Annotated in this window: 16 protein-coding genes, 1 pseudogene and 1 riboswitch; of the genes and pseudogenes, 10 read left to right on the top strand and 7 right to left on the bottom strand. The window is 52.8% G+C overall.

The features are described from left to right. Positions 1 to 57: 57 nt before the first annotated feature. Genes SFC07_RS02065 through SFC07_RS02085 form a run of 5 tightly spaced genes read right to left on the bottom strand, consistent with a single transcriptional unit; the run spans position 58 to position 3,926 of the window. Entirely contained in the window at positions 58 to 1,137 is a 1,080-nt protein-coding gene (locus SFC07_RS02065) for a ThiF family adenylyltransferase (RefSeq protein ID WP_411206562.1), read from the bottom strand. Then, positions 1,138 to 1,920 carry a thiazole synthase gene (locus SFC07_RS02070; RefSeq protein ID WP_411206563.1) on the bottom strand — a complete coding sequence of 261 codons (783 nt, stop codon included), beginning with the start codon at positions 1,918 to 1,920 and terminating at the stop codon, positions 1,138 to 1,140. It lies immediately after the preceding gene. A 1-nt stretch (position 1,921) separates the two neighbouring features. Beyond that, positions 1,922 to 2,119, bottom strand: coding sequence for a sulfur carrier protein ThiS (gene thiS, locus SFC07_RS02075; protein ID WP_411206564.1), 198 nt, complete (start codon positions 2,117 to 2,119; stop codon positions 1,922 to 1,924). Then, positions 2,116 to 3,258: a glycine oxidase ThiO gene (thiO, locus tag SFC07_RS02080; protein ID WP_411206565.1), complete on the bottom strand. Its 1,143-nt coding sequence runs from the start codon at positions 3,256 to 3,258 to the stop codon at positions 2,116 to 2,118. Before thiO ends, thiS begins: the two co-directional genes overlap by 4 nt. Further along, positions 3,255 to 3,926, bottom strand: a complete 672-nt coding sequence (locus tag SFC07_RS02085) for a thiamine phosphate synthase (protein ID WP_411206758.1) — start codon at positions 3,924 to 3,926, stop codon at positions 3,255 to 3,257. Before SFC07_RS02085 ends, thiO begins: the two co-directional genes overlap by 4 nt. Positions 3,927 to 3,931: 5 nt before the next feature. Beyond that, positions 3,932 to 4,044: riboswitch (TPP riboswitch) on the bottom strand. A 238-nt stretch (positions 4,045 to 4,282) separates the two neighbouring features. On the opposite strand from SFC07_RS02085, the gene rplS reads away from it, so the two are divergent. Then, positions 4,283 to 4,624, top strand: coding sequence for a 50S ribosomal protein L19 (gene rplS / locus SFC07_RS02090; RefSeq protein WP_411206566.1), 342 nt, complete (start codon positions 4,283 to 4,285; stop codon positions 4,622 to 4,624). Between the two features lie 112 nt (positions 4,625 to 4,736). Here the strand turns inward: rplS and SFC07_RS02095 are convergent, their stop codons facing one another. Then, positions 4,737 to 5,675 carry an ABC transporter substrate-binding protein gene (locus SFC07_RS02095; RefSeq protein WP_411206567.1) on the bottom strand — a complete coding sequence of 313 codons (939 nt, stop codon included), beginning with the start codon at positions 5,673 to 5,675 and terminating at the stop codon, positions 4,737 to 4,739. Positions 5,676 to 5,970: 295 nt separating this feature from the next. Here SFC07_RS02095 and SFC07_RS02100 point away from each other — a divergent pair, with 295 nt between their 5' ends. The 9 genes and pseudogenes from SFC07_RS02100 (at position 5,971) to SFC07_RS02140 (ending at position 14,487) form a co-directional block, all read left to right on the top strand. Further along, a complete protein-coding gene (locus SFC07_RS02100; RefSeq protein WP_411206568.1) occupies positions 5,971 to 7,560 on the top strand; it encodes a S1C family serine protease in 1,590 nt (529 codons plus the stop codon). Between the two features lie 78 nt (positions 7,561 to 7,638). After that, the gene (locus tag SFC07_RS02105) at positions 7,639 to 8,271 is read left to right on the top strand and encodes a hypothetical protein (protein WP_411206569.1); all 633 of its coding nucleotides are present in this window, start codon (positions 7,639 to 7,641) and stop codon (positions 8,269 to 8,271) included. 24 nt (positions 8,272 to 8,295) lie between these two features. Next, the gene (gene lepB / locus SFC07_RS02110) at positions 8,296 to 9,099 is read left to right on the top strand and encodes a signal peptidase I (protein WP_411206570.1); all 804 of its coding nucleotides are present in this window, start codon (positions 8,296 to 8,298) and stop codon (positions 9,097 to 9,099) included. 27 nt (positions 9,100 to 9,126) lie between these two features. Then, entirely contained in the window at positions 9,127 to 9,795 is a 669-nt protein-coding gene (locus tag SFC07_RS02115; protein WP_411206571.1) for a ribonuclease HII, read from the top strand. After that, a complete protein-coding gene (locus tag SFC07_RS02120; protein WP_411206572.1) occupies positions 9,792 to 10,097 on the top strand; it encodes a DUF2469 domain-containing protein in 306 nt (101 codons plus the stop codon). The genes SFC07_RS02115 and SFC07_RS02120 overlap by 4 nt, the downstream gene beginning before the upstream one ends. A 171-nt stretch (positions 10,098 to 10,268) precedes the next feature. Further along, positions 10,269 to 10,636, top strand: a pseudogene (locus SFC07_RS02125) (YraN family protein). Further along, positions 10,623 to 12,146: a YifB family Mg chelatase-like AAA ATPase gene (locus tag SFC07_RS02130; RefSeq protein WP_411206573.1), complete on the top strand. Its 1,524-nt coding sequence runs from the start codon at positions 10,623 to 10,625 to the stop codon at positions 12,144 to 12,146. Before SFC07_RS02125 ends, SFC07_RS02130 begins: the two are co-directional and overlap by 14 nt. Beyond that, positions 12,146 to 13,330 (top strand): DNA-processing protein DprA, encoded by a 1,185-nt coding sequence (dprA, locus tag SFC07_RS02135; RefSeq protein ID WP_411206574.1) that lies wholly within the window; start codon positions 12,146 to 12,148, stop codon positions 13,328 to 13,330. The genes SFC07_RS02130 and dprA overlap by 1 nt, the downstream gene beginning before the upstream one ends. Before the next feature lie 194 nt (positions 13,331 to 13,524). Beyond that, positions 13,525 to 14,487, top strand: coding sequence for a tyrosine recombinase XerC (locus SFC07_RS02140; protein WP_411206575.1), 963 nt, complete (start codon positions 13,525 to 13,527; stop codon positions 14,485 to 14,487). A gap of 1 nt (position 14,488) precedes the next feature. Here SFC07_RS02140 and SFC07_RS02145 read toward each other — a convergent pair whose 3' ends face one another. Next, complete coding sequence (locus SFC07_RS02145) at positions 14,489 to 14,971, bottom strand: M23 family metallopeptidase (RefSeq protein ID WP_411206576.1); 483 nt, start codon at positions 14,969 to 14,971, stop codon at positions 14,489 to 14,491. Positions 14,972 to 15,367 lie beyond the last annotated feature (396 nt).

Below are 15,367 nucleotides of genomic sequence, written 5' to 3' on the forward strand. Positions count from 1 at the left end.
GCCGCGACTCCCGTAGCACCGCGGTGGGTGGCAGGCGGTGGGGCGGCGTCGAAAAGCCTAGTTTTGGTAGGCCTGAACTCCACCGGGCAGGCTTAAAAGCTCGGCGTTGAGGTCGTGATACTTCTTAGTGAAGTTGGCGCTGCGCACCCCGGATGCGCAATAGACCAGCACTTTTGGGTGCTCGCCGATTGCCTTTTGGACGTCATGCGGGGAGATGATCTGACTCAGCGGCAACTTCACCGAAGGGATGTGAGCGGGAAGATCTGCAAGCAGCACTTCGTGCTCCTCGCGGATGTCTAGGGCCAGCAGCTCACCGCTGCGCACGCGTTCCAATAAATCCGGCGCAATCTCGCACATCGTCTCGCCGTAGTTAGGTGCTAGTTGCGTAACCACGCTGCGCGCCGGGTCTGCAGCAATAACAAAGCTGCGGGTGCTGGCGGGGAAAGCATCATAGGTGAGCATAGTTCCGGGCTCAATACCTTGAAGTCCTGCGAGAAAACCGATGGTGTGAGTGGCCATGAGCGATCCCATCACCGCAGTGGTTGCACCCAGTACGCCGGCTGTAGCGCAATCGGGGACTAAATCTCCAGGTGGTTGGGTGGGGAAGAGGTCTCTTAAACCCACCCCGCGGTGTGAGGGGCCCGAGTGGAAGAGCGCTAGATCGCCATGAAAACGCAAGACCGTAGCCCAGACCAGTGGCGTTCCAGTTATTTCTGCAGCATCGGCAATGAGATAGGAGGTAGCAAAGGTATCGGAGCCATCCAGCACAATATCTGCATTTCTAAGCAGTGCTAGGGCATTGTCCACTGTGAAGCGTTCCTGCAGGGTATGAACGGTAATTCCGGGCTGGAGTTCTTTAAGCCGTGCGGCTGCTACTTCCACCTTTGGCTTTCCAATATCGGCTGCGCCAAAAAGGATCTGGCGGTGGATATTGCTGAGATCAACGGTGTCATCATCAATGATGGTGATGGTGCCAATGCCTGCAGCAGCTAAAGACTGCAACGCCGGACAGCCGAGACCACCGGCACCCACCATGAGCACATGGGCATTGTGCAGGCGTTCTTGTTCCGCGATGCCAAAACCGGGGAGGGAAAGATGGCGGGCGGTTCTACGCAGTTCGGCCTGGGTTAAAGGCATTTATAACACCTGCTCCGACCACGATGCCAAGCCCTCAAAACTTGAGGAGGCCACCGCGTGCTCACGTTTGGGAATTCGCCCCGCACTCGCTGCCAATCGGCCAGCTTCCACCGCGTGAGCCATGGCACGGGCCATAGCGACAGGATCTTCCGCGCGGTTAATCGCCGAAGCTAAGAGCACACCATCACAACCAAGTTCCATGGCTAAAGCAGCATCCGAGGCAGTGCCGATGCCAGCATCCAAAATTACGGGCACGTGGGCGCGCCGGGTAATGAGCTCAATATTGTGCGGGTTGAGAATCCCCAACCCAGTGCCAATAGGAGAGCCTAAGGGCATGACCGCAGCCACGCCTACATCCTCGAGGCGTTTGGCAATTACGGGATCATCAGAGGTATAGGCCAAAACTGTGAAATCATCATTAACCAGCAGCTCACAGGCTTCAAGGAGTTCCGTGGTATCAGGCAATAACGTGTGCTCATCGGCAATGACCTCTACTTTTACCCAGTTGGTACCAAGTGCCTCGCGGGCAAGCTGTGCGGTTAACACGGCGTCACGGGCCGTGCGGCATCCTGCAGTATTGGGCAGCAGCTCAATATTTAGGCGCTGGAGCAGAGCAAAGATGGATTCCTCGGGAGTACTGCTGGCACGGTGATAGCGCATGGCGACAGTGGTGAGCTCAGTGCCGCTGGCAATAAGAGCCTCTTCCAAAATGCTGTGGGAGGTAGCGCCACCGGTGCCCATGATGAGGTGGGAGTTAAAGGTCTTATCAGCAATTTTTAGCATATTATCCGCCCTGCGCTGCGCTGAGAATATCCACCTGATCGCCCTCATTAAGGACTCGTGACCATTGAGAACGTGGTAGCACACGGGCATTAATTGCCACGGCCACACCCTCGGTGGTGCCAACTTCTCCATGTACTAAATCTTCTACCGTTGTGGCTGTGGCCACGGTGGCGGAGCCATTTAAAGTAAGGGGGATCATGAGGTCCTCGAATCTTCCAAAGCGTGTCGAAGGGGATAGCAGGACTGAATATCTACGAAAGTGGTCTGCTCAAGTACTAGATCTACAGTTGCACGGGCGGCAAGAGCAGCCAATAAAATGCCGTGGCGGAAAAAACCAGTGGACACAATGAGGTTGGAACCAACCAGCCCAAGATATGGCTTATCGTCCGGGGTGCCAGGACGTGCACCACAGGTAGCCTCAATAAACTCCGTTTCCGCAATGCCCGGAACCAGCCGAATGGCATCGCGCAGCAGATCATGAATCGCGCCGGTCCGCGGCTGCGGACTATCTTCACGGCTGCTCGCGCCGATGGTGATCGTGCCATCAAGACGCGGGATCAGATACACCGGCCGGTCCTCCACAAAACCGCGCACCACCTGCGAAATCAGTGGTTGCATTGCATCCGGCACGCGCACCCGCAGGATATCGCCATAAACCGGGCGCAAACGCAGCGGGTTGCTGCCACTAAACCACCCCGGAATTGAGGCAGCGCCGAGGCCTGCTGCTAAAACCACAGTGCTTTTCGACGCCGCCCTCACCCCAGACGTCAAAGTCACCGTGCGGCAGGGATTGTGGCCGTCAATTGAAACCACCGCCTCTTGAATCAACTCGGCACCACGGTTGAGCACGGCATCAAGCAGTGCCCGCGCAAAAAGACGGGGATCAAGCTGATGATCGCCCTCAATGCTGATCGCTTTGGAAATACGTGGTGAAAGTGCAGGTTCGAGGGCGCGAGCTGCGCGGATGGTGAGGGGATCAGCGGCGATATTGTCAAAATTCATATATCGCAGCAAATTGCCCAGGTGGGAGGCATCGGCGCGATCAGCTCCGATCAATAAGGTGCCGTTGTTGCGATATCCCGTGGGAAGTTTGCTAGCAGCGCTTACTCTTTTAATGAGATCAGGATAAATTCGGGCGGAGGCCTTCATGAGTGTCAACAGCTCGGATTGTTGATATTGCACCTCTGACATGGGTGCTAACATTCCGCCAGCATGATGGGTGGCTCCAGAAATGGGGTCTGGATCAATGAGCGTGACCTGGAAGCCTGCCTCCTGGAGTTCAAAGCAGGTGCTTAGGCCAATGATTCCGCCGCCAATAACAATTACCTGATCAGTCATGCTTGTGATCCTGCAATAAATTGAGCATTTACGCTTTCTGAAACTGCGCGGGGGTGTTTGGCCTCCATGAAAGCGCGTACCATTGCGCACCCGGCCACGCCTGTTTGTGCCAGGGAAAATACGTCCTCAGGTTGGACATCACCAATGGCCACGATGGGAAGCTTCGAAATTTCCACCAATTCGCGGTAGCCTTCGAGCCCTAGAGGTGGCCTGCCGGAATCCTTGGTGGGCGTGGGACGGAAGGGGCCAGCACCGATGTAATCGATAATTCCCGCGTAGGCATTGGCTGCATGAACCAGCTCTGCGGTTCCGGTGGTCAGACCGATGATGGCATCCGGGCCCAAAAGCTCACGGGCAGCAGTAACCGGAATATCGCTTTGTCCAAGATGAACTCCGTGTACGGGGAGTCCGCGGCGCATGAGGATAGCTGCAACGTCGAGGCGGTCGTCGATAAGCGTCTTAGTGTGTGGATTGGCAAGCGCAACCGCGCTGGCCACCTTTTCGCCCAGCTCCAGTAGCGCGCGGGCACTAATCGGCTTGGAGCGGATTTGTACAACGCCGGCACCACCTGCGGCTGCTTCTTGGGCAACCCGGACAATTTCTGTGGGAGTTCCAGCACCTGTGACCACATAACATCGCAGGTCAAGTGGGGTTCTTGAGATAGGTATAGACACAGTTATGAAGTCCTCACTTCCTTCGCTGGCATTAACCAGACAGGTTCAGACGGTCCGGCGCAGCGACAGCGCACATCTCAGCCCAATGCTTTGGGCACCCGTGGGGTATTGGCAGCTAGTTAAGCGCGAAAAAGTAATTTTGTCAACGCACAGATTCTTTTTGCTGGTAAAAGGCGAGTTTGTTAATGGGGGTGAAATGTGAAAGAATACCTAGGTTGACTCTACATATCCCGCAGCAATGGGGGACAGGTAGTAGCGGCGCACAATTGAAACGGATATGAACCGGCCGAGCGCCCCATCAGGGGAAGTGCCGCCAGGGTCCTCTTTCCCTACTAGTCAAAGGATTTTTCATGAACCTTTTGGATAAGGTCGATTCCGCATACTTGCGCGACGACGTTCCTGCTTTCCGCCCCGGCGATACCCTCGACGTTCACGTCAAGGTCATCGAAGGTGCAAACACCCGTACCCAGCTTTTCAAGGGTGTTGTCATTCGTCGCCAGGGCAGCGGTGTCCGCGAAACCTTCACCGTTCGTAAGGTTTCCTTCGGCATCGGTGTTGAGCGTACTTTCCCAGTACACTCCCCAAACCTTGAGAAGATCGAGGTCGTCCGTCGTGGCGATGTTCGTCGCGCTAAGCTGTACTACCTGCGTGAGCTGCGCGGTAAGGCTGCTCGCATCAAGGAAAAGCGATAATTCTATCGTTTTCCCCAATTGCTTAGCTAAGCAATTGTTTAAGCCCTTGTGCTCTTCATTTGTGGAGAGTATAAGGGCTTTTTCTTGCCTATATTCTTTTTGGGGCTTGGGGTTATGCCTTGATGGTGGAGCGTAGGCCATCCATGATGATCTCTGCTGAAAGTAGGGAAGCATTGACAAACCAGGAATCAAAATTGATTTCAATGGCCCGCTGGTCTTGCACTGCCTGCAATGAAGGCCACAGTGCGGTATCTACCGGGCTCGGGGAGCCAGCTTGGACGCCGTAGAAAATCCAATCGGCATCTGCCTGTGCGAGTAGTTCAGCAGAAAGATCATGGCCGGCTTTATCAGTGAATTGCTGAGCCTCAGGGCGGGCATAGCCGCAGTCGGCTGCCACGGTTCCAGTCATGGAATTAAGGCCGTACATCTGGAAAGCAGCATCATCATTGGTGCGCAAAAAAGAAACAGAGGGAGGGGTGGCAGGCTGGTCTGCTGCAATTTTGGCTGCCCTTTGCTCATAGTCGGCAAGCAGAGTTTTTGCTTCTGCTTCTTTGCCAACACCAGCAGCGATTGTGGTGAAGTCTTCTTTCCAGTTTTCACCGCCACCTGCACCGGTAACTAGTGGTGCAATTGCTCGTAGCTTCTCCAGGATTGTCTCATCGGTGCGGGAGTTAGCACAGATAAGGGTGGGATTGAGGCTGGCAATTACTTCTACGTCGGGCTCTGCGCGGAGCCCACAATTAACGATGGAATCAAGGTCAAAATCAGCGCCAAAACGATTGCGAATGAATTCAGGAATTAGATCTGCGTTTTTGGCAGCTGCGACGCCGACGGGCAGAATTCCGAGGGTGAGCAGGTTGTCGAGCTGGCCGGTGTTAAGTGCTACAACCCTTTGGGTTTGATCAGCGCTGCTGGGTTCCGTGGATCCGGCAGTGGTGGAAGAGCCTTCTGCGCTGGTGTTATTGCTGCTAGAGGTGCAGGCTGCGACAACAACGGCAGAAGCGCCGAGCATAGCGCCAAGGAAGGCGCGCCGGCTAATGTTCTTTTGCATATTTAGAAAGTTAGCCTTGCCTAAAACTAATTGTCAATTATTGTTAATGATTTTACTTATAAAGATGTGAAAATGCTGGTGCTGTGCTGTTGTTTTGTATTAAAACATAGTAAAATTATTATCAATTAAACCTTGTTAGAACTTAAGCAGTCATTAGCATTGGAATGTTCCTTTAAGCGGAGAATTCCTAACTCCTATTTGGTTAAAAACGATGCAGGTGAATGGATAGCCACGCCTCAGTCTCTTGAGCGAGGTTTCTAAGACCTGCATCTCAAGGGAAGTTAGGGAGTGCATCATGTCAAGAAAATTCAGGAAAAATCGCAATGGAAGAACGCACCTAAAAACCGGTGCCGCACTGCTTTCTGCGACAACGCTATTGGTGGCGGGATGTTCCTCATCCTCAGATACCTCCACGGAAGGTAGCTCAGCAGATGCTGCCAGCGGCACCGTGGCTGTTGGAGATGCTAGCGCCGGAAACGCCGTTGATTTTGAAACGATTGTGGACGCAACCATTCGTATCAGTGGCCAGGGCACTTTTATTGAGCCTGGCCAAACCTCCGCTTCAGAATCTGCCTGGCAGGGCTCAGGATTTATCATTGATCCTTCTGGCATTGCCATTACTAACAACCACGTGGTGGTTGGTGCCGGCCGTCTCGATGCCACATTTGGTGAAGATGGAAAAGAAAAGGCCAGTGTCAAAGTCTTGGGCGCCTCAGAATGCCTTGACCTGGCAGTGGTGCAACTCAATTCCAAAGAGCTGCCTTATTTTGATTGGTTTGAGGGTGATATCACCACTGGCCTTGATGTCTTTTCTGCTGGTTATCCAGTAGGTGCTGCAGAGGAATTCACTCTCACGCGCGGCATTGTGTCCAAAGCGGATTTTGAATTTGACACCCTCTGGGCCTCACTTGATCAGGTCATTGAGCATGATGCGCGCATTCGTGGTGGCAACTCTGGTGGTCCACTAATTACCTCAGATGCCAAGGTGGTGGGTGTGAACTATGCCGGCGATGACTCACTAGACTATAGCTTCGCCATTCACCGAGATGTCGCCCAGCAGGTTTTTGAAGACCTCAAAAATGGTGAGCGGATTTCCTCGATCGGTATTAACGCATCTGCCTGGGATAGTGGCGATCCGGAATTCTTTGGCGTATGGGTGAACTCGGTTGAAGCAGGTGGCCCTGCTGACAAAGCAGGTATTAAACCTGGTGATCTTATCCTCAAACTGGCAGGTGTTAGCGTCGGTGACCAAGGAACTCTAGCCAGTTATTGCCAAGTCCTTGACACTCACGGCAGTGATGGAACCATGGACGTGGAAATTCTGCGACCTTCAGACGGCTCTCTTATGGCTGGTCAAATCAATGGCCGCGAGCTGGAAGTAACTCAAGAAAACGTGACGGATGGTTCGGAAGCAGTTGCTGCCGATGGTTATAGCGGTGAAACCGTAGATGTCTCCGACGATAGCAATAGCATTGCAGTAACCGTGCCGGTGGAATGGGCTGAAATTGATGGCGCTGGCTTTAGCGACGATAGTGGCCGGGACTGGAGCTCTTTGGCAATATCAACTGATCTCAATGCCTTCTTTAGTGGCTTTGACGCCCCGGGTGTGTGGATGCTCGGTACGGATCCATCATTGAGTACTGGAGATGCGCTGGCTCAATTTGATCCCATGGGTAGTTGCAGCCAAACGGATCAAGGGCCATGGGATGATGGCTACTACCGTGGCGAATACATCCAATATGACTGTGCTGGAACCACCGTTGCAGTGCTAGCCACTCAAGACTATGAAGCCACGGGAACCTTGGTAGTGCTGCTCAAATTGCACACGGAATATGAGCTGACCACAGTCCTCGAAGAAATTGCAGCGACTTTCCGCTTCCTTTAGAAGCTTGCGAGGAAAAACCGCCAAAACACCATCACCAAGAATAAGGAGTAGTTACTCTGGCTAAAAGCCCGGAACCCAATGACCCCAACTCAGGAAATGGAGGAAAAACTGATGATTATCGCAGTTGAGGGGCCAAGCGCAGCCGGAAAAACAACGCTTTGCCAACAGTGGGAAAGAACGATTGTGCCAGAGTATCAACCCACCGGAGGTGAGCCTGCCGATAAATCCATTGAGGTGCAGGCTCACTTTTGGAATAACGTCAACACCACCAGATGGAATGCGGCACGGCTTTTGGAAAATAAGTCAGGGCTGGCGATCTGTGACACTGACCCCATGCACCTGCACTATTCCTGGACCCTGGCTCGCAGTGGGCATGCACCCAAGGAGAGATTTGAATTTGAGGCCATGCTAGTGCGTGAGGCACTCGTCGAAAAGCGTATTGGTTTTGCCGATGCAATCGCCGTTAATTTTCCCACTCAGGATGAGCTCCGCCAACGTAAAAACTTAGACTCCGTGCGGGTACGCGCGGATTTTGAGCTCCAGGTGCAGCTCAGGGAACCACTCAGGGAGTGGTATCAGGCATTGGAGGAGGCAGACCCTGGCAGTGTAGTGGGATGGGACGTGGACATTGATGCGGTGGAGCCTCGGCAACGCCGATATGATGCCGCGCTTTTTGACGCGCTGCTGCATAATCTGCCAACTCTGAGGTGAATGGTGCTGCTAGAGTGAATCCTCGTGAGCGATTTTTCTAGTGCATCAAATGCTGAAGACCCCACCCAATCTGCCTCGGGCGCAGGTGCGAGTGGTGGAAAGAGAGCTGGAAAATCCAAAAAGGAATCCACGCCAACTCCCTGGTACGTGGAAATTCCAGTCGTCATAGTCCTGACTCTAGCCTTGATTTTTGTACTTCAGACCTTTGTGGGACGTATGTACATGATTCCCAGTGGTTCCATGGAACCCACCTTGCACGGCTGTGAAGGCTGCACCGGTGACCGTATTTTGGTGGAAAAGGTGAGCTACTATTTCAGCGATCCTGAGCCCGGCGACGTCGTGGTTTTTAAGGGCACTGATTCCTGGAATGTTGGTTTTACCACCCAGCGCTCGGAAAATTCCGTCCTCCGCGGTCTACAGAACCTAGGTTCCTATGTTGGGCTGGTGGCTCCAGATGAAAACGACCTGGTCAAGCGCATTATTGCTGAAGGTGGCCAGACCGTTTCCTGCCAGGAGGGTGATCCCGGAATCATGGTTGATGGCAAGGAAGTTGATGATAGCTACACCTTGCAGCCAGCCCAGTACCCAATTGATGAGACTTCTGGTTCCGCCGAGTGTGGTGGCATGTATTTTGGACCCATCACCGTGCCTGAGGGCAATTACTTCATGATGGGCGATAACCGTACCAACTCCATGGATTCGCGCTACCACCTGGGCGATCAGTACCAGGGCACCATTCCTGAAGAAAATATCAAGGGCAAGGTTCAGGCCATTGTGCTGCCATTTAGCCGCATCGGTGGCGTCCAGGATTATGACATTCAAGGCTAAAAAGATGCTTCTCGACGCCTCGACGTTATGCGGCGCTTAAAGCAGCTGCGGACCTTTGAGGTCACCTTGTCGCGCAACGGGCTAGGGCCCGTTGCCGGAGTGGATGAGGCAGGTCGCGGTGCCTGCTGCGGTCCGATTTCTATTGCAGCCTGCATTCTGCCGGAACGCCCGATTCCGGAATTAGCGCAGCTAACTGACTCCAAGAAGTTAAGCGCTGCCACCCGTGAGCGCCTCATGCCACTTATTAAGAAATATGCTTTGGCCTGGTCTGTTGTGCTAATTTCCGCGACGGATATTGATCGTTTTGGCATCCAACATGCCAATATCTCAGGCATGAGGCGAGCCGTTGCTGAGCTTTCCCTGCGCCCCGGATATGTGCTCACTGATGCCATGAAAGTCCCGGGGTTTTCTATGCCTCACCTGCCGATAATCGGAGGAGACGCCAGCGCGCGCTGTATTGCAGCAGCGAGTGTGCTGGCCAAACAAACCCGCGATGACCTCATGATGCAGATGGCTGCCGAGTATCCGCATTATGGCTTGGAAATTCATAAAGGTTATAGCACTAAAATTCATATGGATGCGGTGCGCCAGCACGGCGGAAGCCCCGAGCATAGATATAGTTATGCAAATGTGGCTGCAGCACATAAGCAGTGGCTACGAAGTGCTAAAAGTAAAACGACGGAAGGTGAAGCATGAGCGCTGAAGAACTCGACAATTATGAGGCAGAAGTCGAGCTATCGCTATACCGCGAATATCGCGACGTAGTGAGCCAGTTTTCCTATGTTGTAGAGACAGAACGTCGTTTTTACCTGGCCAATGCCGTTCAGCTCATTCCCCACAACAGTGGCAATGATGTCTACTACGAAGTGCGCATGTCAGATGCTTGGGTATGGGATATGTACCGCTCTGCACGCTTTGTGCGTTATGTCCGCGTAATCACCTACAAGGATGTCAACATTGAGGAATTGGACAAGCCAGAAATTTTGATGCCGGAATAATATTCCTCGGTTTTTGTCAAGCCCCAGTGCAGCTAGCTGTGGATAACTAGCTCGTTTTTATCTAGTTTTCCCAGTTATGCACAGGGGCTTTTGTTGTGTCCTTGCCGGATGCTTAACCCTGGCGGTTGAATCTGAATCACAGCAGATAAATCGTGAATCGGGGGACTAATAATGACAACACCGCAACAACAACTCGGGGGCTTTGGGGAAAAAGTAGGCGCCAACTTTTATACCTCCAGGGGCGGGGTGATCCTAGATAGAAATGTGCGCTATCTCAACGGAGAAATAGACATTATTGTCCAAGAACCCAATGGAGAAATAGTTTTTTTGAGGTAAAAACGCGCCGGGGTGCGGCTTTTGGTGGTGCCGAGGCAGTAGGCCGCAATAAAATGCTGCGCATTAAAAGGGCAGCGGTTAATTGGTTGCGTGACAAACCCTATGTTTCAATCCGCTTTGATGTCCTTGTTATCCAGGTAGATCCTTTTACGGGCGAGTGCGAGATCGAGTCCTATGAGGGGGTTGACCATGGCGCTCGCTAGAACACTTACCACCGCCCAAACTGGCGTCAACGCCACCATTGTGCGCGTTGAGGCCAATATCGGGCCCGGGTTACCGGGCACCTACATTGTGGGGCTTGCCGACGCTGCGATCTCTGAATCCCGCGACCGCATTAAAACAGCCGTACAAAATAGTGGACTGCAATGGCCCAAAACCAAGGTAATCATCAACCTTTCACCCGCATCCCTCAGAAAACACGGCTCCCACTTTGATCTAGCGATGACCATATGTGTCCTAGCTTCCCAAAGCAAAGATGCAGGGGTGCGGCACCGCGCCGAAGAATGCATGTTTTTAGGTGAGGTAGCACTCGATGGTTCACTCATTCCTATTACCGGAGTGCTACCTGCACTTTTAGCAGCCCGGCGCGAGGGAATCTCCACCGTAATTATCCCGGCAGCTAATGCCCTGGAAGCAGGCCTTGTTGATAGCCCACAGGTTTTGGTGGCATCAAATATTTATGAGGTCCAGGCGTGGCTCTATGGGGAAGCCGAACTATCCGAGGTTGGTTTCTATCCGCCTGCGCAACCTGAAAAACAACCTGATATGCGCGATGTGGTGGGACAACCCCAGGCACGTTTTGCTGCCGAAGTAGCAGCTGCTGGTGGGCACCATATGCTGATGTTGGGGCCTCCCGGATCTGGCAAATCAATGATTGCTCAGCGCCTGCCAGGACTTTTGCCACCTTTGAGCAAAACTCAGCAAATTGAAGCAACTGCAGTGCACTCAGTGGTGGGGCGCACTTTTAGTGGGCCCGTGCTCAGAGCACCTTTTGTCGCCCCGCATCATAGCTTGAGCAAAGCTGCTCTCTTAGGCGGAGGTGCCGGAAATCCACTGCCGGGCGCGGTGAGTTTGGCACACCATGGGGTACTATTTCTCGATGAAGCAAGCGAAATTCCAGCAGCGACCCTCGATACTTTAAGGACCCCTTTGGAATGTGGAACAGTCCGTTTGATCAGGGCAAAACAGCAAATTGAATTCCCCGCTAAGTTTCAATTGATCCTGGCATCGAATCCGTGCCGCTGCGGAGCAGAACAACCTCAAAAGTGCGTGTGCTCCGGTGCCGCAAGGGCCACTTATCTTAATAATCTTTCCGGTCCTTTGCGCGACCGCATAGATATTCAGGTAAGGACACATTCTCAAGGATCGGTATTGCACAGCGCAGATACTGAAGCCTCTGCTCCCATTGCTGAAAGAGTGGCTTTGGCGCGTGAGCGAGCTGCTGCTCGGTGGGAGCGCGCCGGGTTAAGTGCGCGGGTTAATGCCCATATTGATCCGCACCAATTACGGCGGGAGTTCCCAGCCACCGAAGATGCGATGGCATTTTTGGGCGTGTACCTGGCCCAGGGCAGTATTTCTCAACGTGGTGTAGACCGCGCCTTAAAAGTGAGCTGGACCTTGAGCGATTTGGCGGGAACTGATCGCCCAAATCTTGATCATGTGGCTCAGGCGATGGAGTTACGGGGACGCACCATGATTGAAAGGGCCGCCTAATGGGTAAGAATCAGCTTGCCTGGGCATATCTTTCGCTAGTGGTGGAAGGGCCAAATGCACACCTAGGGACCCTTATTAAACAGGGACATGAAGCAGAAAAGATTGCGGCCGGAATTAAAGGCCGGGAAGCGTGGATTGGCACTGAACTCCTGCATGAAACAGACTCGCGGTATACCTGGGATACTGCGCACAAGGATCTTGAGATTATTCACCGCTTGGGTGGACGGCTGATTACCCCGCATGATGTGGATTGGCCAAAGGATGAATTTGAGCATGCTTTTGGGTTTGCAGCCTCTGGAATGAGCGACCATGTAAGAACCTATCAAGATGATGCAGTTGCACCTCATGCGCTCTGGGTACGCGGTGGGGATCTTAAAGCCTTATCGGCACAGTCAGTGACCATTGTGGGAACCCGCGCAATTAGCCATTATGGCACTGAGGTGACTGAGCAATTCACCCAAAATCTTGCGGCTCATCAGTGGACGATTATTTCCGGCGGAGCTTTGGGCGTAGATACTGTTGCCCATACTCAAGCGCTTAGAGCTGGTGGTTCAACTATCGCGGTGGCAGCGTGTGGACTGGATCGTTCCTATCCCGCACACAATAAAGAACTTTTTGAACGCATTGTGTCTTCCGGAGCAGGGGCGCTGGTGAGTGAATATCCCCCGGGGACTCCACCGCAGCGACACCGTTTTCTTACCCGGAATCGGCTGGTGGCGGCACTTTCACAAGGCACAGTGGTTACTGAAGCAGCGTGGCGCTCGGGAGCATTAAATACCTTAAGTTGGTGTGCCGGTTTGGGCAGAATTGCGATGGCGGTGCCAGGTCCGGTGACAACTGCGGGCTCTTTAGGCTGTCACGAAAGGATCAAAAATGGCAGTGCCCAAATGGTGACAAGCGGTGACGATGTACGCTCCCTCCTGGGTGCTATCGGAGCGCTTGACGTTATTGAGCAATATGAGCTCAATTTTTCCGCTAGCCCAATTCAAGGGCTGACCCGTAATGAATTGCGCGTTTATGATGCCCTCAACACTCATGGCAGGGAGGCTGGGGATGTGGCAACTGACTCCGGCCTACCGCTTGCTTTAGTTATTCATTTGCTAGTTGAGCTGCAAAACCGAGGACTAATTATGCGAGATGGGTTGTTGTGGAAGCGAATAAAACAATCAGAGCTAAATAAATAGTGTGGCTAAGGCGAGGTCAAGTGATGAAATTGTTTGGAATAAAAATCTTAAAAAGGGTTGCGCAGCCTTTCGGCACTCGCTAGTGTAGGTGAGGCAAGCCTAAGTAGAGTTTTTCAAGGTTCGGGCTGGTTCCTTGGATAATGTGCGTTTAGGTTCTCCCACCCGGGGGGAGCTTAGGTACTAGGGTAAGCACTATGGGTGAGTCAGAAAAGAAGGTGACGCGTTCCGGGCGGGAGGCGTCACCTTCTACTATGTTTAAGGCTGCTGGGGCTGAGTCAAAAGAGCTTGTGCAGCTTCACATGATTATTGACGATTTTTGTGAGCATTTGGATTTGGTGGTTGGTCGATCGCCGGCAACGGTGCGTGGCTACCGCTCGGACCTTTATCTAGTGGCTGAGTTCATCGGCAGCCTCGACAATTTTAAATTGTCTCGACTGCGGGAATGGCTCGGTGAAGCCGTCACCGACGGCAAATCACGTGCCACCTTGGCGCGTCGAACAGCAGCCGTTAAAGCTTTTTCAAAATGGGCTGTGAAGAATGGTCATCTTGCAGCTGATGAGGCGGCACGATTAGTCTCGCCCAAGGCATCGCGCGACTTGCCCAAGGTAATGGGGGAGGAGCAGGCTGGCCGATTTGTGGAAAATGCCGGTTCTGCCAATGAGACCGAATATCTGCGAGATAGTGCAATCTTGGAATTGCTCTATGCCACCGGTATGCGGGTGGCTGAGCTATGTGGCCTTGACATTAAAGATGTGGATCAAAGCCGACAGATGGTGCGCGTCCTCGGTAAAGGAAATAAAGAGAGAGTTATTCCTTTTGGTGCCGCAGCATTGAATGCGCTCCAGCGATGGTTGGAGGCGCGTGCGGAAATGGCCAAGGACCCCACAGCGATGTTTGTTGGTAGTAGGGGGCAGCGAATAAATGCCCGCCAGGTGCGACGCATTGTTGATAAGGCTGGCCAGATTACCGGAACTGAACATCTTTCCCCGCACTCTTTAAGGCACACTGCAGCCACTCACCTTTTAGATGGGGGAGCAGATCTAAGGCAAGTCCAGGAAATGCTGGGGCATTCTTCTATGCAAACCACCCAGATCTATACCCACGTAAGCAATAAACGCTTGCTTGAGGCTTTCAATAACGCACATCCGCGCGCATAATCTAGGTTAATGGCTTGATTCTGATTGTTGGCTTAGGTAATAGGGAAATAGGGTTGAGGTAATCCTCTCCCACTTTTGCACCCCATTGCAGGCCTGGATATGCAGTGGTGGGGTGACCGAGGGTACCAATAATCTCTCCCCTTGATACCGTTTGGCCCACCGTGACATGGGAATGAACCGGCTGGTACGTGGTTCGAATCCCGTCGGGGTGATCGATGGAAATTGTGGGCGTACCAAACACGACACCACTAAATGCAATAACTCCAGCACCTGCTGCCAGTACAGGATCACCAATGGCTAAATCTAGATCCACACCACGGTGCCCGGGAAGCCAGTTTTGGGCTGGTTTATCAAAGCTGAGCAGAACCCCACTAGCTCGCGCCTCGCCCGTAGTAGGGCTGACGTACTGTGACGTTGTGGTGGCTGAGGTAGTTAAAAAGGGGGCCGAGGTTGTTGTGGGCACTGCGGATGTGGCAGGTGGCAATTGCCACAGTGTCAAAAGGCTGAAAACTAGAAGAATGCGAAACAGTGGATTCACGCACCTAGTGTCGCTGGCGTCGAGTTAAAGGCCAAGTGAATGAACTTCGATCTGTGGAAAATGGGGCGAAAGTGAAAGAAGTGCTTGACAAAACCCAAAGTTATCCACACTTGGGTGGCTAAAGTTTTGGCTGGCAGCTCAAAGTATGTAAACTGTCTCTAGCAGTGTGTCTTAATTGAATCTTCCTCTGTAAAGAAGCAAATAAACCATTGACTACGCGCGATGGCGTTGCAGAACTTTAAACTTCTACAACTCTGGAACAACTAGGTCCCGAAAATTCACTGAATTTTAGGGTGTTGAACTGGGAAACCATCGCTAGGGTGCAGGATAAAAACCTGTACA

It is taken from the genome of Corynebacterium callunae, from assembly GCF_046592015.1.
GTDB classification, from domain to species: domain Bacteria; phylum Actinomycetota; class Actinomycetes; order Mycobacteriales; family Mycobacteriaceae; genus Corynebacterium; species Corynebacterium callunae_A.